Source organism: Micromonospora sp. IBHARD003 (genome assembly GCF_056106285.1).
Window position 1 is genome coordinate 2,245,908 of the sequence record NZ_JBWBBX010000001.1, and the last position, 18,165, is coordinate 2,264,072.

Annotated in this window: 13 protein-coding genes; 10 read left to right on the top strand and 3 right to left on the bottom strand. The window is 72.2% G+C overall.

The features are described from left to right. Nucleotides 1-65: 65 nt before the first annotated feature. Nucleotides 66-860: an adenosylcobinamide-GDP ribazoletransferase gene (locus ACTWOL_RS09990; protein ID WP_474296249.1), complete on the top strand. Its 795-nt coding sequence runs from the start codon at nucleotides 66-68 to the stop codon at nucleotides 858-860. Nucleotides 861-953: 93 nt separating this feature from the next. On the opposite strand, the gene ACTWOL_RS09995 is transcribed toward ACTWOL_RS09990, so the two are convergent. Further along, complete coding sequence (locus tag ACTWOL_RS09995; RefSeq protein WP_474296250.1) at nucleotides 954-3,170, bottom strand: hypothetical protein; 2,217 nt, start codon at nucleotides 3,168-3,170, stop codon at nucleotides 954-956. 304 nt (nucleotides 3,171-3,474) lie between these two features. Between ACTWOL_RS09995 and ACTWOL_RS10000 the strand changes: the two genes are divergently transcribed. The 6 genes from ACTWOL_RS10000 (at nucleotide 3,475) to ACTWOL_RS10025 (ending at nucleotide 14,043) form a co-directional block, all read left to right on the top strand. Continuing rightward, nucleotides 3,475-5,019, top strand: a complete 1,545-nt coding sequence (locus ACTWOL_RS10000; protein WP_474296251.1) for a leucyl aminopeptidase — start codon at nucleotides 3,475-3,477, stop codon at nucleotides 5,017-5,019. 325 nt (nucleotides 5,020-5,344) lie between these two features. Then, nucleotides 5,345-6,733: a dihydrolipoyl dehydrogenase gene (lpdA, locus tag ACTWOL_RS10005; RefSeq protein ID WP_474296252.1), complete on the top strand. Its 1,389-nt coding sequence runs from the start codon at nucleotides 5,345-5,347 to the stop codon at nucleotides 6,731-6,733. Nucleotides 6,734-6,823: 90 nt separating this feature from the next. Next, complete coding sequence (gene sucB / locus ACTWOL_RS10010; RefSeq protein ID WP_474296253.1) at nucleotides 6,824-8,602, top strand: 2-oxoglutarate dehydrogenase, E2 component, dihydrolipoamide succinyltransferase; 1,779 nt, start codon at nucleotides 6,824-6,826, stop codon at nucleotides 8,600-8,602. Between the two features lie 118 nt (nucleotides 8,603-8,720). Then, a complete protein-coding gene (locus tag ACTWOL_RS10015) occupies nucleotides 8,721-9,344 on the top strand; it encodes a GntR family transcriptional regulator (protein ID WP_474296254.1) in 624 nt (207 codons plus the stop codon). Between the two features lie 919 nt (nucleotides 9,345-10,263). Next, nucleotides 10,264-12,948, top strand: coding sequence for a pyruvate dehydrogenase (acetyl-transferring), homodimeric type (gene aceE, locus ACTWOL_RS10020; RefSeq protein WP_474296255.1), 2,685 nt, complete (start codon nucleotides 10,264-10,266; stop codon nucleotides 12,946-12,948). 84 nt (nucleotides 12,949-13,032) lie between these two features. Beyond that, entirely contained in the window at nucleotides 13,033-14,043 is a 1,011-nt protein-coding gene (locus tag ACTWOL_RS10025; RefSeq protein WP_474296256.1) for a helix-turn-helix transcriptional regulator, read from the top strand. Here ACTWOL_RS10025 and ACTWOL_RS10030 read toward each other — a convergent pair. Further along, nucleotides 14,034-14,954: an SDR family oxidoreductase gene (locus tag ACTWOL_RS10030; RefSeq protein ID WP_474296257.1), complete on the bottom strand. Its 921-nt coding sequence runs from the start codon at nucleotides 14,952-14,954 to the stop codon at nucleotides 14,034-14,036. The two genes, ACTWOL_RS10025 and ACTWOL_RS10030, sit on opposite strands and share 10 nt — an antisense overlap. A 110-nt stretch (nucleotides 14,955-15,064) precedes the next feature. Here ACTWOL_RS10030 and ACTWOL_RS10035 point away from each other — a divergent pair, with 110 nt between their 5' ends. Continuing rightward, nucleotides 15,065-15,583 (top strand): DUF4240 domain-containing protein, encoded by a 519-nt coding sequence (locus tag ACTWOL_RS10035; protein WP_474301133.1) that lies wholly within the window; start codon nucleotides 15,065-15,067, stop codon nucleotides 15,581-15,583. Nucleotides 15,584-15,696: 113 nt separating this feature from the next. Next, nucleotides 15,697-16,461, top strand: a complete 765-nt coding sequence (locus ACTWOL_RS10040) for a TetR/AcrR family transcriptional regulator (RefSeq protein ID WP_474296258.1) — start codon at nucleotides 15,697-15,699, stop codon at nucleotides 16,459-16,461. On the opposite strand, the gene ACTWOL_RS10045 is transcribed toward ACTWOL_RS10040, so the two are convergent. Next, nucleotides 16,419-16,928: an N-acetyltransferase family protein gene (locus ACTWOL_RS10045; RefSeq protein ID WP_474296259.1), complete on the bottom strand. Its 510-nt coding sequence runs from the start codon at nucleotides 16,926-16,928 to the stop codon at nucleotides 16,419-16,421. The two genes, ACTWOL_RS10040 and ACTWOL_RS10045, sit on opposite strands and share 43 nt — an antisense overlap. Before the next feature lie 34 nt (nucleotides 16,929-16,962). Between ACTWOL_RS10045 and ACTWOL_RS10050 the strand changes: the two genes are divergently transcribed. After that, on the top strand, nucleotides 16,963-17,856 hold the full coding sequence (locus ACTWOL_RS10050; protein WP_474296260.1) for a TIGR01777 family oxidoreductase: 894 nt from the start codon (nucleotides 16,963-16,965) through the stop codon (nucleotides 17,854-17,856). The last annotated feature ends 309 nt before the right edge of the window (nucleotides 17,857-18,165 follow it).

Below are 18,165 nucleotides of genomic sequence, written 5' to 3' on the forward strand. Positions count from 1 at the left end.
GCTTGCTCCCGTTCTGTCCACCAAGCGCAATGTACCGCCGGATCCCAGCGACTACCCTGCGCGCGGTGAGCTCCGAGAAGACCCCCGGCCCCGTGACCGGCATACGCTTCGCCTTCGGCACCCTGACCGTGCTGCCCGTACGGGTCACCCGCTGGGACCGGGAGGCGGGCCGGGCGGGGATGCTGTGCGCCCCGGTCGCCGGGCTGGCCGTGGGCCTGGCCGCGGCGGCGGCCGGCGGGCTCCTGCTGGTCCTGGGCGCCGGCCCGCTGCTCGCGGCGATCGCCGCCACGGCCGTACCGGCCGTCCTCACCCGCGGGCTGCATCTCGACGGGCTCGCCGACACCGCCGACGGACTGGGCAGCGGCAAGCCGGCGCCGGACGCGCTGCGGATCATGAAGCAGTCGGACATCGGGCCGTTCGGCGTCATCACCCTGGCCTTCGTGCTGCTGACGCAGGTCGCGGCACTGGCCGGGCTGTACGGCGACGGCGGCTGGGCCAGGGGGACGGTGGCGGTGGTGCTCGCGGGGGTGGTGGCGCGTCTCGCCCTCACCCTGGCCTCGCGCACGGGCGTACCGGCGGCCCGGCCGGAAGGACTGGGGGCCACCGTCGCCGCGACCGTGTCCCCGCTCGCCGCGGCGGCGGTCGCGCTGCCGGTCCTGGCGGCGGGCGCGGGAGCGGGTGCGCTGTTCGGGGCGGCCGGGGCACTGGGGCACGCCGTCGCGGTCATGGCGGCACTCGTCGCGGCCGAACTGCTGCTGCTGCGCTGTGTGCGCCGCTTCGGCGGGGTGACGGGCGATGTGTTCGGCGCGGTCGAGGAGACCGCGGCCACGGCGGCACTCGTCGCACTGACGCTGGCGTGACGCGACCGGCCTGATGCGATGCAGCCCCGGGGTGGTGCGCCCCGGCCGGCTGCCGGGGCGCACCACCGCTGTCTTACGAGGCGCCGCAGGGGATCAGGCGGGCAGCCTCAGGGTGACCGCGGACTGCAGCAGCTCCGGCGAGGTCCAGGCCGACCGCTGTCCGGCGTACGCGGTGCCGAAGACGGTGGTGCCGAGCAGCAGTTGCTTGCGGGTGCCTTCGGGCGTGGTGACGGGGACGGTCACCCCGGCCGGTGCCTGGACGGTGACGGTGGTGCCGATCCGGTAGGCCGTGACCCTGCCGTTGTCGAGCGCCTGCTGCCAGGCGGCACGGCGGTTCAGCTCCGTACCGATGTCGCGCTGGCGGAGGTTCACCAGGGGCGCGGAGTCGGCGAACAGCGCGCGATAGTCACCGAGAATCCGGTCCAGGACCGGGTAGACGACCCGGTCCTCTGCCAGGTTGGACTGGTGGACGTAGTGCGGACGGGGATCGTTGGCGAGCACATGCCCGAGGGCGATCCTGGCCTCCTGCGGAACGATGTGCTCCGCATAGCCGTCCTGGACGTCCAGCGGCTGGTCCAGACAGGTGGAGGCCGCGTTGGTCTCGCAGATGCCGCTGCCCCCGTCGGCCCGGGAGGTGTAGATCCAGTTGTACTCGTCCGCCATCTCCGCGGCCGTGCCCGTGTTGTAGTACACGTTCATCGGGTGCCGGGGCACGGTGAGGGCGCTGCCCACGGAGCGCTGCTGCGGCTCGCGGGAGTTGTCACTGGCGATCCACTTGACGCCGTTCTCGGCGAGCGCCGGCGCGAGGTTGGGGTTGTCGACCGGCTGCTGCGGCAGGGTCTTCAGCCCCGAGTGCTCCCCGGTGACCAGCTCGCTGCGGTCGACCGGGATGCCCTTGGTCACGGCCCAGTTGTGGTTGTCGCGGATCTGCGCGGAGATGTCCGCGCGGCTCACCCACCGGATGTTGCCCGCGGCGTCCTTGGTGCACTGCCACGGGACGACGGACACGTCCTGCACACAGCCGAGGAACGGATGCGTGTACGTGTGGTTGATCCAGCGGTACCCGGCCCGGTCGGCGAGCAGCTGCGCGGTGAGCGCGTCCGTTCCGCCGTGCTCGGCCTTCCACTCCTCGCCCGCGCCGGCGTTGTAGACCATGTCCAGCGTCAGACCGCTGGACTGCTGCCACTGGGCGGCGTACTGGGCGTCGGCGGCGGTCATCCGGATGTCCGGGGTGCTGTCCTCCGCGCCGCCACCGCAGTCGATGTCGCCCGGAGTGCAGTTGCGCTCGGTGTCCCAGCGGGCGTCGGACGCGAAGACGTCGTCGACGTGCACGGCGAAGTAGTTGCGGCTCTGGCCGAGGTGGACGCCCTGCGTGAGCCACTCCACGATGCCCCGGGCGAGCAGCCGGAACTGCCGCTGGTACTGGTTGTAGGCGAAGGTCACGACCAGCTCGCGGCGTCCGTCGTGCGCGTACTCGCCGACGAGGCTGGCGCGGCCCTCGCCGCCCGGCACGGCGGCGTCGACATAGCTGGTGAAGCCCTCGCGCGGGCGGGCCAGATAGCCGTAGCTCTCGGCGACGTCCGCCGCGTTGTCCTCGAAGGCGACCGCGCCGTCGAGATAGCCGAAGGGACCGGAACGGCCCGCGGCGGTGACGGCGGCGGCGGTCCCGTCGAGGGTCCCGGCCCAGCCTCCTTCACTGGTGTAGTCCAGACCGACGCCAGGATGCGCCCAGGTGTACGCGTCGACCTGGCGGACGCCGAAGGTCTTCTCGTACGCCACCAGTGCGGCCTGCTCGGCCGCGCCCGCCGTGCCCGTGCCGAACGGGGCCTCGTTCGGGAGCACCACCCCCTGGAACCTGGCGCGCGGCCGGCCGCCCACGGTGTCGCTGAGGAACGCGGCGTTGATCTGCGGTCGGTCCGGGTCGACGAGGTCGACGACGCTGTAGGGAACACCGGTGCTGCGCAGCTCGGAGGTGACGGCCGCCACCGCCTGCCCGCCGTCGTCGACGACGAGCACCTTGAGGTCGATTCTCGGTGCCAGGGCCTCCTCGGCCGCCGCGGCGGACGACGCGGGCAGCGCCACGGCGAGCAGCGCGGACGCGGCCAGCAGGGCAGCCGCCCTGCCGCCGGCCCTGCCCGGTCCGTTCGCGGCGGACCGCCCGGCGGGGCGCACTCCCCCCTGGGCCTGCCGGACGCCCGGCCGCCGCCCGGAGCCCTCGCCGTGCTGTGCCCCCCGCTCGTGCTGCCCCTCTGTCCCGCTGGTCTCGCGCCCCCCTGACCCGTGATCACTCGAACTGAATCCGTACGCCATGGCGCACACCCCACCCCTTGAACGCCTCCCCTGCGGAAATTACGGGGAGGATCTGTGGAAATCATGCAAAGCAGCGACTTGCTCCCTTGCGCATTCGGGCTGAGTGTGACGTAGGACTCATGCGCCGCGCGGTGATCGCGTCAGGAGACGCCACGGATGGGTGAATACCCGCTGGTGTGAGCGAACATCTCGGGCGCGCGTAGGCTCGTTCCGGGCCGCCGGGTCGCCCGTTTTACGATGCGCCGGGCACGGCCGAACCCACCTCATCGGCCAACGAACTCAACGGAAGCGAGAAATCACCACCGTGACTGCTCTCACTCTCAGCACTGCCGGCGCTGCGACGCTGCGCGCCGACGCGATCGTCGTCGGCGTCGCGAAGAGCCCGAAGGGCGGCAGCGGACTCGTTGTCGCCGCCGGCGCCGAGGCCGTGGACAAGGCGTTCGGCGGAAAGCTCGCCACGGTCCTGGAGACCCTCGGTGCCTCCGGTGCCGAGGGCGAGGTCACCAAGCTGCCCGCGCCGTCCGGTCTGAAGGCGCCGGTCGTGCTCGCCGTCGGTCTGGGCACGGCTCCGGAGAAGGACGAGGCCTACCGCGCCGAGGCGCTGCGCCGCGCGGCCGGCTCCGCCGCCCGCGCCCTGAGCGGCTCGAAGAAGGCCGCGTTCGCGCTGCCGATCGAGGCGGCCGAGGACGCCGAGGCGGTCGCGGAAGGCGCCCTGCTCGGCGCGTACGCCTTCACCGCCTACCAGGACGGGAACTCCGGCAACGGCAAGAACGACGCGAACGGCAGGAGGCAGCCGCTCGCCGAGGTCGCGCTGCTGGGCGCCAAGCCCCGCGACAAGGCGTACAAGGCCGCGGCCGAGCGCGCCGTCGCCCTGACCGAGGAGATCAACCGCGCCCGCGACCTGGTCAACACCCCGCCGAACGACCTGTACCCCGAGTCGTTCGCCGCCGTCGCCAGCGCCGCCGGCAAGGAGCACGGCATCAAGGTGCAGGTCCTGGACGAGAAGGCGCTCACCAAGGGCGGCTACGGCGGCATCCTCGGCGTCGGCCAGGGCGCGGCCCGCGGCCCGCGCCTGGTGAAGCTCGCGTACACGCACCCCGGAGCGGAGAAGACCCTCGCCCTCGTCGGCAAGGGCATCACCTACGACTCGGGCGGCATCTCGCTGAAGCCGGCCGGCCACAACGAGACGATGAAGTGCGACATGAGCGGCGCCGCCGCGGTGTTCGCCGCCGTCGTCACGGCCGCGCGGCTCGGCCTGAAGGTGAACGTCACCGGCTGGCTGGCGCTCGCCGAGAACATGCCGTCCGGCACCGCCACCAGGCCGGGTGACGTGCTGCGCATGTACAGCGGCACGACGGTGGAGGTGCTCAACACGGACGCCGAGGGCCGCCTCGTGCTCGCCGACGCGATCGCCAAGGCGTCCGAGGAGAACCCGGACGCGATCGTCGACGTGGCCACGCTGACCGGCGCGATGGTGCTGGCGCTGGGCAACCGCCGGTTCGGGATCATGGCCAACGACGATGCCTTCCGCACCTCCATCCACGAGATCGCCGAGGAGGTCGGCGAGGACTCCTGGCCGATGCCGCTCCCGGCCGACCTGCGCAAGGGCATGGACTCGCCGACCGCGGACCTCGCGAACATGGGCGAGCGGATGGGCGGCGGCCTGGTCGCCGGCCTGTTCCTGAAGGAGTTCGTGGGCGAGGGCATCACCTGGGCGCACCTGGACATCGCCGGTCCCGCCTTCCACGAGGGCGCGCCGTACGGCTACACCCCCAAGGGCGGCACCGGCTCCGCGGTCCGCACCCTCGTCAGGCTGGCCGAGCGCACCGCCTCGGGCGACCTGGGCTGATCACCCGCCGTATGCCGGATCCGGGGCCGCTCCCCCGGACCCGGCCGGCCGCCGCGGGAGGGGAAGGGTGCGGGGAATAGCGACCTGCTCCGCTCCGTTCGCCTTCGACGGAATCCGTCGTCCCCCTGCAGCCGGCGAACTGCGCGGACGACGTGGCGGCCGTCTCACACCCCGGCCCCGCGTCCCGCCGTCCGCCGACAAGTGCGAAGATGGGTTCTCGGCAGGACAGGGCCCCCACCACAGGGCCGAAGACAAGCGGCCGAACACCAGCCGCCGCGCGGTCAGCGACGACCGGCGCCCGGCGCACATGCATGGAGGACGTGACGTGGCGAACGACGCCAGCACCGTTTTCGACCTAGTGATCCTCGGCGGTGGCAGCGGCGGCTACGCCGCGGCACTGCGCGGAGCGCAGCTGGGCCTGGACGTCGCCCTGATCGAGAAGGACAAGGTCGGCGGCACCTGCCTGCACCGTGGATGCATCCCCACCAAGGCCCTGCTGCACGCCGGCGAGATCGCCGACCAGGCGCGTGAGAGCGAGCAGTTCGGCGTCAAGGCCACGTTCGACGGCATCGACGTCCCGGCCGTCCACAAGTACAAGGACGAGGTGATCTCCGGGCTGTACAAGGGCCTCCAGGGCCTGATCGCCTCCCGCAAGGTCACCTACATCGAGGGCGAGGGCCGGCTGTCCTCCGCCACCTCGGTCGATGTCAACGGCCAGCGCGTCCAGGGCCGCCACGTCCTGCTCGCCACCGGCTCCGTGCCGAAGTCGCTGCCGGGTCTGACCATCGACGGCAACCGCATCATCTCCTCCGACCACGCGCTGGTGCTGGACCGGGTCCCGAAGTCCGCGATCGTGCTGGGCGGCGGCGTCATCGGCGTCGAGTTCGCCTCCGCGTGGAAGTCCTTCGGCACCGACATCACCATCATCGAGGCCCTCAAGCACCTCGTCCCGGTCGAGGACGAGAACAGCTCGAAGCTTCTTGAGCGCGCCTTCCGCAAGCGCGGCATCAAGTTCAACCTCGGCACCTTCTTCGAGAAGGCCGAGTACACCGAGGACGGTGTGCGGGTCACCCTCGCCGACGGCAAGACCTTCGAGGCCGAGGTGCTGCTGGTCGCCGTCGGCCGCGGCCCGGTCTCGCAGGGTCTCGGCTACGAGGAGCAGGGCGTCGCGATGGACCGCGGCTACGTCCTGGTCGACGAGTACATGCGCACCAACGTGCCGACCATCTCGGCCGTCGGTGACCTGGTCCCGACCCTCCAGCTCGCGCACGTCGGCTTCGCCGAGGGCATCCTGGTGGCGGAGCGTCTGGCCGGTCTGAAGACCGTCCCGATCGACTACGACGGTGTGCCGAAGGTGACCTACTGCCACCCGGAGGTCGCCTCCGTGGGTCTGTCCGAGGCCAAGGCCAAGGAGGTCTACGGCGCGGACAAGGTCGTCGCTCTGAAGTACAACCTGGCGGGCAACGGCAAGAGCAAGATCCTGAAGACCGCGGGCGAGATCAAGCTCGTCCAGGTCAAGGACGGTGCCGTGGTCGGCGTCCACATGGTCGGTGACCGTATGGGCGAGCAGGTCGGCGAGGCTCAGCTGATCTACAACTGGGAGGCCCTGCCGGCCGAGGTCGCGCAGCTCATCCACGCGCACCCGACGCAGAGCGAGGCGCTCGGCGAGGCCCACCTGGCCCTCGCGGGCAAGCCGCTGCACTCCCACGACTGATCAGTCGCCGGGCGCGACGACCACTACCGCACTTCCCCCGGCCGACGCCTCGCGCCGGCCGGGGAGACCCACTAAGGAGCAACCGAAACCATGCCGGTTTCCGTAACCCTTCCGGCGCTCGGCGAGAGCGTCACCGAGGGCACCGTCACCCGCTGGCTGAAGGCCGAGGGCGAACGTGTCGAGGCCGACGAGCCGCTGCTCGAGGTGTCGACCGACAAGGTCGACACCGAAATCCCCGCACCGGCCTCGGGCGTCCTGGCGTCCATCAAGGTCGCCGAGGACGAGACCGTCGAGGTCGGCGCCGAGCTGGCCGTCATCGACGACGGCACGGGCGCGCCCGCCGCTGCCCCGGCCCCCGCCGCCGCCGAGGCTCCGGCGCCCGCGCCGGCCGCCGAGGTGCCCGCCGCCCCCGCCCCCGTTGCCGAGGCCCCTGCGGCTCCGGCTCCCGCCGCCGGTGGCGCCGCCGGCACCGACGTCGTGCTGCCCGCGCTGGGCGAGTCGGTCACCGAGGGCACCGTCACCCGCTGGCTGAAGCAGGTCGGCGAGGAGGTCGCCGAGGACGAGCCGCTGCTCGAGGTCTCCACGGACAAGGTCGACACCGAGATCCCCGCACCGGCCTCCGGCGTGCTGCTGGAGATCGTGGTCGGCGAGGACGAGACCGCCGAGGTCGGCGCGAAGCTCGCCGTGATCGGCGCCGCGGGTGCCGCTCCGGCCGCCCCCGCCGCCCCGGCGGCTCCGGCTCCGGCCGCCGTCCCCGCGCCCGCCCCGGCTGCCGCTGCTCCGGCCGCGCCCGCTCCGGCACCGGCCGCTCCGGCCCCGGTCCAGGCCCAGCCTGCTGCCGCCGCTCCGGCTCCGGCCGCCCCGGCGCCCGCCCCTGTCGCCCCGGCCCCGGTGGCGCCCGCCGCCCCCGCCCCGGCCGCCACGGCCACGGACGAGGGCGCGTACGTCACCCCGCTGGTCCGCAAGCTCGCCGCGGAGAGCGGCGTGGACCTCGCCACGGTCAAGGGCACCGGCGTCGGCGGCCGTATCCGCAAGCAGGACGTCATCGCCGCCGCCGAGGCCGCGAAGGCCGCCGCTGCCGCCCCGGCCCCGGCTGCCGCCGCCGCTCCGGCCACCGCGAAGAAGGCCCCGGCCCTCGAGGTGTCCCCGCTGCGCGGCCAGACGGTCAAGATGACCCGCATGCGCAAGGTCATCGGCGACAACATGATGAAGGCGCTGCACGGCCAGGCCCAGCTGTCCTCGGTCGTCGAGGTCGACGTCACCAAGCTGATGAAGCTGCGCGGCCGTGCCAAGGACGCGTTCGCGGCCCGCGAGGGCGTGAAGCTCTCCCCGATGCCGTTCTTCGTCAAGGCCGCGGCCCAGGCACTGAAGGCCCACCCGGTCATCAACGCCCGGATCAACGAGGACGAGGGCACCATCACGTACTTCGACTCGGAGAACATCGGCATCGCCGTGGACTCCGAGAAGGGCCTGATGACCCCGGTCATCAAGGGTGCGGGCGACCTCAACCTGGCGGGCATCTCCAAGGCCACGGCCGACCTGGCGAACAAGGTCCGCGGCAACAAGATCACGCCGGACGAGCTGGCCGGCGCGACCTTCACCATCAGCAACACCGGTTCGCGCGGTGCGCTGTTCGACACGATCATCGTCCCGCCGAACCAGGCCGCCATCCTGGGCATCGGCGCCACGGTCAAGCGCCCGGCCGTCATCGAGACGGAGGAGGGCACGGTCATCGGCGTCCGCGACATGACGTACCTGACCCTGTCCTACGACCACCGCCTGGTGGACGGCGCCGACGCGGCCCGCTACCTGACGACGGTCAAGGCGATCCTCGAGGCCGGCGAGTTCGAGGTCGAGCTCGGCCTCTGAGCGGCCGCTCCGACCGCTCTGTAACCAGCCTCACCTGCGGTGCCCCTGCCCGGAAGTACTCCCGGGTAGGGGCACCGCCGTATTGTCTAGGGGTCTTCTCTTCTTGAAGGAGCGCTCCATGACCATCCCCGTCGTCCACTCGCTTCGCGATCAGATCCGCGAGCACATCGTGGAGGGCATCGTCAGCGGCCGGTGGAAGCCGGGCGAGCGGATCGTCGAGCGCCGCATCGCGACGGAGCTGGCCGTGAGCCAGACGCCCGTACGCGAGGCACTGCGCGAGCTGGAGTCGCTGAGGCTGATCGAATCCGCCCCCAACAAGGGCGTACGGGTGCGGAATCTGACCGCCGCGGACCTCGAGGAGAGCTACCCGGTCCGTGCGGGCCTGGAACAGATCGCGGCCGAGCTGGCCGCGGACCGGCTGGCCGCCGACTGCTCGGCCCTGGAGCCGCATGTGGCGGCGCTGTACGAGGCGGACCGCACCGCGGACGGGACGGCGCAGGTGCGGCACACGGTGGCGTTCCACCGGGAGCTCGTGAAGGCGGCGGGGAACGGGGTGCTGCTGCACACCTGGGAGGGCCTGGGCATCGAGGTCTTCACGGCGCTGTCGATCCGGTGGCTCGGCACGAAGCAGAAGTCGTACGCGGAGGAGCACGAGGAACTGGTCGCGGCGTTCCGTCGCCGCGACCCGCAGATCGGAGCGCTGGTGAAGGCGCACGTCCTGGGCTGCGCGCCCCGCGCGTAGCGCTCCGCGGGGGTGCGGTGGCCGCTGGCGGTGCGGTGGCCGCTGGCGGTGCGGTGGTGCGGGGGTACCTCTGCGAGGTGGGCGGTGCCGCGGCGTGCCCCGGTGTGTCCGTCCTCAAGCGCCGGACTGGCTGGGGCGTGTGGGCGTGCCCGGTGTTGTGTCGATGAGGTCCGGTGCCGTTCCGGGGCTCGCGTCCTGGACGGCATGATTTACGGCGCGCCTTGCCCCTGCCGTCATGGCACCGCTCGGGTTGCGCGCCACAAATCACGCTTTAGTGTCCCGGACACGACCCCTCCACGGCCCCTGTCCCGCAGACGGGCCCCGGTCACCCTCAGGGGGCATCAAATGCAGCCCGAGCCAGCCTGCCCAGTCCCGCCCCGGGGCGCCTACCGTGCCCGGGACAGGGGGACTCGGAGGGGTCGTGTGCAGAGACACTAAAGCTCCCCCAGACTTCGTCCGGGGGGACCCCCATGGTGTCGCGCTACGACAGCGGTGCCTTCTTGGTCCGGGTGGGCGCGACGTAAATCATGCCGTCGTCGCATACGAGCCCCGCAGAGGCCCCCAACGGCACCGACAACGCCCCGGGCAAGCCCCACACCCCCAAGCCCGTCTGGGGGTCCCCCCGGACGGAGTCTGGGGGAGATTGAGGACGGACACACCGGGCGCCAACCCGGAACGCGGCAACACCGCCGCCCCCGGGGCCGTGGGGCACCGCCCCGCAAGCAAAAACACGGCACCGCGTGCCCCATTTCGCGGCACCGTGTGCCGACTTTCGTCTCCCAGGGCACAATTTTCACGCCAAGCTTTGATCGATCATCGATCGGCGGCTTACAGTCGACCCCGGACTCACCCGTCCATCGGCCCCGTCCTGCCAGACAGGCCCCTTTCTCACCCCCTCCCCCTCCGGAAGGCGGCGATCATGACCGATCCCGTAGGCATGCTTCCGAGCGAGCTCGACCAGCTCCCGGATCGCGACGCCGAGGAGACCGCCGAATGGGCGGCCTCCCTCGACGCCGTCACGAAGGCTGCCGGCCCGCACCGCGCCGCGTACCTGATGCGCCGTACCCTCCAGCACGCCGAGGGTGTCACCGGGCTCGATCTGCCGAAGCTTCTGGAGACGGACCACGTCAACACCATCCCCACCGCCGCCGAGCCCGCCCCGGCCGGTGACGAGGAGATGGAGCGCCGGATCACCGCCTGGAACCGGTGGAACGCGGCGGCGATGGTGACGCGCGGCGCCAAGTACGGCGTCGGCGGTCACATCGCCACCTTCGCCTCCGCCGCCTGGCTCTACGAGACCGGCTTCAACCACTTCTTCCGCGGGAAGGAGGCCGACGGTTCGGGCGACCAGCTCTACATCCAGGGCCACGCCTCCCCCGGTATCTACGCCCGTGCCTTCCTCGACGGCCGTCTCACCGAGGCCCACCTGGACAACTTCCGCCAGGAGTCCGGCGGCAACGGTCTGCCGTCCTACCCGCACCCCCGCCGCCTGCCCTGGCTCTGGGAGTTCCCCACCGTGTCGATGGGCCTCGGCCCGCTCTCGGCGATCTACCAGGCGCGCTTCAACCGCTATCTGACCAACCGCAGCATCAAGGACGTCTCCGCGTCCCACGTCTGGGCCTTCCTCGGCGACGGCGAGATGGACGAGCCCGAGTCGACCGCGGCGCTCGCCCTCGCCGCCCGTGAGGGCCTGGACAACCTGACCTTCGTCATCAACTGCAACCTGCAGCGCCTCGACGGTCCCGTCCGCGCCAACTTCAAGATCGTGCAGGAGCTGGAGGCCCAGTTCCGCGGTGCGGGCTGGAACGTCATCAAGACGCTCTGGGGCAACGCCTGGGACGAGCTCTTCCAGCTCGACATCACCGGCGCCCTGGTCCGCCGACTCCGTGAGGTGCCGGACGCGCAGGTCCAGACGTACCAGACCCGCGACGCCGCCTACATCCGCGAGGACTTCTTCGGCAAGGACCCGGCGCTCGTCGAGATGGCGAAGCTGCTGAGCGACGACAAGATCCTCGAGTGCTTCCACCTCTCGCGCGGTGGCCACGAGCCGCGCAAGGTGTACGCCGCGTACAAGGCCGCGCTGGAGCACAAGGGCGCCCCGACGGTGATCCTGGCCCAGACGGTCAAGGGCTTCACCCTCGGCGAGGGCTTCGCGTCCAAGAACGCCAACCACCAGATGAAGAAGCTGACGGTGGACGAGTTCAAGTCGATGCGCGATCTGCTCGATCTGCCGGTCAGGGACAGCGACTTCACCGACGGCCAGGTGCCCTACGGCCACCCGGGTGCGGACTCCCCCGAGGTCCGCTATCTGCAGGAGCGACGCGCGGCACTCGGCGGCCCGGCCCCGGCCCGCCGCGTCCACCCGGTCGCCCCGCTGCCCGCTCCCGCGGAGAAGGCCTTCGCCGCCTTCGACAAGGGCTCCGGCAGCCAGTCCGTGGCGACGACCATGGCGTTCGTCCGGCTGATCAAGGACCTGATCCGGGACAAGGAGACCGGCAAGCGCTGGGTCCCGATCGTCCCCGACGAGGCCCGTACCTTCGGTATGGAGTCGCTGTTCCCGTCGCTCGGCATCTACTCGCCGAAGGGCCAGACGTACGAGCCGGTCGACCGCGACCAGCTGATGTACTACCGCGAGGCGAAGAACGGCCAGATCCTCAACGAGGGCATCACCGAGGCCGGTTCGATGGCCGACTTCATCGCCGCTTCGACGTCGTACGCCACCCACGGCGAGACGATGATCCCCTTCTACATCTTCTACTCGATGTTCGGCTGGCAGCGGACCGCCGACCAGATGTGGCAGCTCGGCGACCAGCTCGGCAAGGGCTTCCTGATCGGCGCGACGGCCGGCCGTACGACGCTGACGGGTGAGGGTCTGCAGCACGCGGACGGCCACTCGCCGGTGATCGCGGCGACGAACCCGGCGGCGCTGACGTACGACCCGGCGTTCGCGTACGAGGTCGCGGCCATCGTCAAGGACGGTCTGCGCCGGATGTACGGCGAGGCCCGGCCCGACGAGGACCCGGACGTCTTCTACTACCTGACGGTCTACAACGAGCCGATGCCGCAGCCCGCGAAGCCGGAGGGCGTCGACGAGGGCATCGTCCGCGGTCTGTACCGCTTCAAGGAGGGCGAGGGCGCCGCGGACGACCCGCGCATCCAGCTGCTCGCCTCCGGTACGGCGATCCACTGGGCGCTGGAAGCGCAGAAGCTGCTCGCCGCCGACTGGCACGTCACGGCCGACGTCTGGTCCGCGACCTCCTGGACCGAGCTGCGGCGCGACGCGCTGGAGGCGGACGCGGCGCTGCTGCGCGGCGAGGAGCGCATCCCGTACGTCCGCCAGGCGCTCGAGGGTGCCGAGGGCCCGGTGCTCGCGGTCAGCGACTACATGCGCCAGGTCCCGGACCAGATCGCGCAGTGGGTGGAGCAGGACTGGTCCTCGCTCGGCGCGGACGGCTTCGGTCTGTCCGACACGCGTGACGCGGCCCGCCGGCACTTCGGCGTCGACGCCCGGTCGATCGTGGCCGCCGCCCTGGCCCAGCTCGCCCGCCGTGGCGAGGTCCCGGCCTCCGCGGTCAAGGAGGCCCGCGAGCGCTACGGGCTCTGAGCCCGCGACGCCCGTACCGCGCACGCACGCCCCCGCCGCCCCTCTGGGCGCCGGGGGCGTCGTCGCACCCGCGACAATGACGGCATGCGTGCTGCCCGTCTCATCAAGATGGTCCTGCTGCTCCAGTCGCGGCCCTCCATGACCGCGGCCGAGCTCGCCGACGAGCTCGAGGTCTCCGAGCGGACCATCACGCGCGACGCGCTCGCGCTCTCGGAGGCAGGTGTTCCGGTGTACGCGGACCGGGGGCGGACGGGCGGATACCGGCTGATCGGCGGATACCGGACGCGGCTGACGGGCCTGGCCAGGAGCGAGGCCGAGGTCCTGTTCCTGTCCGGACTGCCGGAAGCCCTCCGCGAGATGGGGCTGGAGGACGCCGCCTCCGCGGCACGGCTGAAGGTGTCCGCCGCGCTGCTGCCGTCCCTGAAGGACGCCTCCCGCTCGGCGGCGCAGCGGTTCCACCTGGACGCACCCGGCTGGTACCAGGAGCCTCGTACCCCCGCTCTCCTCCCGGCCGTCGCCGAGGCGGTGTGGGCCGACAGGGTCGTCACCGCGCGCTACCGGGACGCCGAGCGGCGGCTGGAGCCGTACGGCCTCGTGCTGAAGGCCGGGGCCTGGTACCTGTGCGCCCGTGCCGACGGCGGCTCCGGCGCGTCCGGTACGTCGTTCAGGGTGTACCGCATCGACCGGTTCGCCGACGTGTCCGTCTCCGGCGAGCGCTTCGCCCGGGACGGGTCCTTCGACCTGCCCGCGTTCTGGGAGGAGCGCGCGGCCCAGTTCGCCCGCTCGATCCTGCGCGCGGAGGTCGTCGTACGTCTCTCGCCGGACGGTGCCCGCCGGCTCCCGTACGTCACCGATCGCGCCGCCGCCCTGGAAGCGCTGGAGGCCGCCGGCTCAGCGGACGAGCAGGGCTGGGTGACCGTCACCCTGGCCGTCGAGTCGGAGGTGGTGGCCTTCAGCCAGTTGCTCGCCCTCGGCGCCGAGTCGGAAGTGCTGGAGCCCGCGGACCTCCGTGAACGGTTCGCGCAGGCCGCGGCCCTGATGCACGCCCGCTACCGCGGTGGCGGGGACGGGGACGCCGGCGGCGCTCAGCGGTAGTCGTCAACCGGTGCGTCCTTGCCGCCGTGGACGACGTCCAGGAAGTACCCCCAGGCGTCCGGCCTGCTGCCGTCGGCGTCCGTGAAGCCGTACTCCCTGGCGAGCTGCCCGCTGGAGAGCGTCTTCCCGTTCCAGCGCGCCCGCTCCGGGTCGGCGGCGACGGCGGCCACGGCGCGTCCCACGTAGAGCGGCGACTCCGCCACGGCGAAGTGGGGCTGCTGGGCGACGGCATCGCGCCAGTTCTCCTCACGGACCCCGAAGGCGTCCAGCATCTGCTCGGAACGGAGGAATCCGGGGGTGACGCAGACCGCGGTGCACCCGGTGTCCCTCAGGTCCTCGCCGAGGGTGAAGGCCATCCTGATCGGGGCGTTCTTGGCGAGGTCGTAGTAGAAGTTCTCCCGGAAGCGCCGGTTGTACTCGGGGGTGCCGTCGGTGATCTCGACGAGCAGCCCGCCCGGCCTGCGCACCAGCAGCGGCAGGGCGCAGCTGCTGGTGATGATGTGGCTGCGCACGCCGAGCTCGAGCATGCGCAGCCCGCTGTCGAGGTCGGTGTCCCACATCTTCAGGTTCCACTCGAGCAGATGGTCGCCGCCCCAGAGGTCGTTGACGAGGACGTCCAGCCGCCCCTGTTCGCGGTCGATGCGGGCGACCAGCGCCCGCACCCGGTCCACCTCCAGATGGTCCGTGGGGACGGCGATGCCCTCGCCGCCCGCCTCGGTGACCAGTTCGGCGGTCTCCTCGATGGTCTCGGTCGCCCGTCCCACCTCGCTGAGGTGTTCCCTCGTCGTGCGGCCGGTCGCATAGACCGTCGCTCCGGCCGCTCCCAGCTGTACGGCGATGGCGCGGCCCGCGCCCCGTGTCGCGCCCGCCACCAGCGCGATCTTTCCCTGCAGTGCCCCGTCGGTGGTCATGGTGCGACCGTCCCACGGAAATCCGACACCTTCTGTCCGCATTCCCGAAAGGCAGCATTTCGGCGGCTCCACGTGCGCGGCTCCACGCGAACCCCGATGCTTGTCCCGTGATGGACGAGACGGAGTTCTGGGAGATCATCGACAGCACCCGCGAGGCCGCCGAGGGCGACCCCGAGGACCAGGCCGAGTCGCTCGTCGACCGGCTGCTGCAACTCGACCCCGACTCCGTGCTGGACTTCGCCCGCCACTTCGAGTCGCGCTACAACCGCGCCTACCGCTGGGACGTATGGGGTGCGGCGGCGGTGCTGCTCGGCGGAGCGAGCGACGACGCCTTCGACTACTTCCGGTGCTGGCTGATCGGCCAGGGGCGGGAGGTCTTCGAGGGCGGGGTGCACGATCCCGACTCCCTCGCCAATCTCCTGGAGGACTTCGACGAGGAGATCGACGGCGACGGTGAGGAGCTGGGGTACGCGGCGGACGAGGCGTACGAGCAGCTCACCGGAGCGGTCGCACCCGATCTGGGGATTCCGTCGCAGTCGGCGGAGCCGGAGGGCACACCGTTCGACTTCGACGACGACCGGGCGCTGGCGGAGCGGTTCCCGGCGCTGTGGGAGCGCTTCGGAGTCTGACGGTCCGGGAGGCCGGCGGCCCCGGGCCGTACGGCGGCCCGACGCGTCGACTGTCCGGCGGCCCGCGCGCCGCCTCACGGCTGCGGCCGGGTGCCGCGCGTACGCTGCCTCCGGTGAGCACCCATGCACCGCCGCCGCAGCGGTCCGGGCGGCTGTCGCTGACCGCGCGCCGCAAGGCCGCGACCCAGCTGGAGATCGCGCGTGCCGCCGCGGTGTTGTTCGCCGAGCGCGGCCCGGACGCCACCACGGCCGAGGAGATCGCGCACCGCGCGGGGGTCGCGCTGCGCACCTTCTACCGCTACTACCGCGGCAAGCAGGATGCCGTGGCCCCCCTGCTGGCGGGCTGCGCGGAGCGCCACCGGATGCTGCTGTCCGCCACCACTGCGGGCACGCCGTTTCCCGAGGCTCTGGAGCGTTCCGTCGCCGAGGCGCTGTCAGGGCAGGGCGAGGACGTACGGGAGAGCCTGCGCTGGACGCGGATCGTGCTGCGGACGGCGGTGGACGACCCGGCGCTGCGGACCGTCTGGTATCGGGTGCACCGTGAGTCGGAGGAGCGTCTGGTGCCGGTGCTGGCCGCACTGGCCGGCGGGGAGACGGACCCGCTGTCGGTCCGGCTCACGGCGGTGGCGGCCACCGAGGCGATGCGCGTCGCACTGGAGATGTGGGCGGCGGACGCGCGGGCGGCGGAGGCAGAAGCGGCACACGCGGCCGCACTCGCGGTGCGCTGTCTGCGCGAACTGACGGGCGGATGGGCTTCCTTGCCGGGTACGGGCACCGTGACCGGCACGGGTGCGCCCCGGACCGCGGCCACGCGCGACGGTGTGTCGCCGGCTCCTCAGGGGCCGAGCGTGCGTCCCATCATCACGTCGTCGACGTAGCGCCCGGCCAGGAAGAACTCACCGGGCAGCACACCCTCGACGGTGTAGCCCTCGGAGGCGTACAGCCGGCGGGCCGGGGTGTTGTGGCCGAGTACGCGCAGGGTCATACGGACGGCACCCAGCCGCCGTGCCTCGTCGGCTGCCGCTCGCAGCAGGGCCCTCCCCACTCCGTGGCCGCGCGCCCAGCCGGCCACGGCGAGGCCCTGGATCTGGCGTACATGCTGGTTACAGGCGAGCCGGGTGGGGACGCGGATGCATACATAGCCCGCGAGCCTCCCGTCGTCGGCCTCGGCGACCAGATAGCAGTCGGGCGGGTTGGAGGGGCCGAAGAAGGGTTCGTCCTGCGGCGCCGGGTGGGACTGCACGGAGTGCAGGGTGGACCAGGTGGCGCTGTCCAGCTCGCGCAGTGCGGTGTCGTCACCGCTGTGGGCCGGGCGTATCGGGTACGGCGCAGGGGACGTTGACATGACGGCACTGTGTCACGAGGGCAGGATGGGACGCATGCGCATTGCGATCACCGGTTCGACCGGGCTCATCGGCACGGAACTTGTCCGCTCCCTGACGGCCGGGGGTGAGCACGAGGTGGTCCATCTGGTGCGTCGGCCCCCGCGCTCTTCCGACGAGGTGCGATGGGATCCCGTACGCCAGGAGGTCGACGCGGTGGGCCTGATCGGCTGCGACGCGGTCGTGCACCTTGCGGGGGCCGGGGTGGGCGAGCACCGCTGGACGGAGGCCTACAAGAAGGAGATCCGCGACAGCCGGGTGCTCGGCACGGCCGCGATCGCCCAGGCCGTGGCCTCGCTCGAGACGCCGCCGCGGGTGCTCGTCTGCGGCTCCGCGATCGGTTACTACGGTGACACCGGCGACCGTGCCGTCGACGAGAGCGCGCCCCCCGGTTCGGGCTTCCTGTCCTCGGTCTGCGAGGAGTGGGAGGCCGCTGCGGCACCGGCGCAGGAGGCGGGGATCCGGGTCGCCTTCGCCCGTACGGGTCTGGTGGTGGCGCGTGAGGGCGGGGCGTGGGGACGGCTCTTCCCGGTCTTCCGGGCGGGTCTGGGCGGCCGGCTGGGCAGCGGCCGTCAGTACTGGAGCTTCATCTCGCTCGACGACGAGGTCGCCGCACTCCGCCACATCATCGACACGGAGGGCCTCTCCGGCCCGGTGAACCTGACCGCCCCGAATCCGCTGACCAACCGCGAGGTGACCGAGGCGATGGGCCGTGTGCTGGGCCGTCCCACTCTTCTCACCGTCCCGTCGTTCGCGCTGCGTCTCGCCCTGGGCGAGTTCTCCGAGGACGTCCTGGCCAGCCAGCGCGTGCTGCCGGGGAAGCTCATCGAGTCGGGATTCGGCTTCTCGGCCCCGTCGATCGACGAGGCCATCCGCGCGGCTCTGCGCTGACCGGCCGGGACCCGCCGGTTCCGGCCGGGACCGCCCGGAACCGGCCAGGGCGGTCGGGCCGGGTGAGGGCGGTGCCGGTGCAACCGGTCCCGGCCGGTCCTGCGCCCTTCGCGGCCTCCCCCGCACGCCCGGCGCGGGCGCGCGCGGCGTGCGGGCGCCCCGCTGTGCGCACCCCGCCGGACCGCCCGGCCCTGCCATGTGGCAGCGGCCGTCGCGCAGCACCGGAGGCGCACACATGTGCGAGCGCGTGCTGCCGGGCGACCGATGTGCGCCGCTGGTGACCCGCCGTCCGCAGGGTTTCTACTCTCC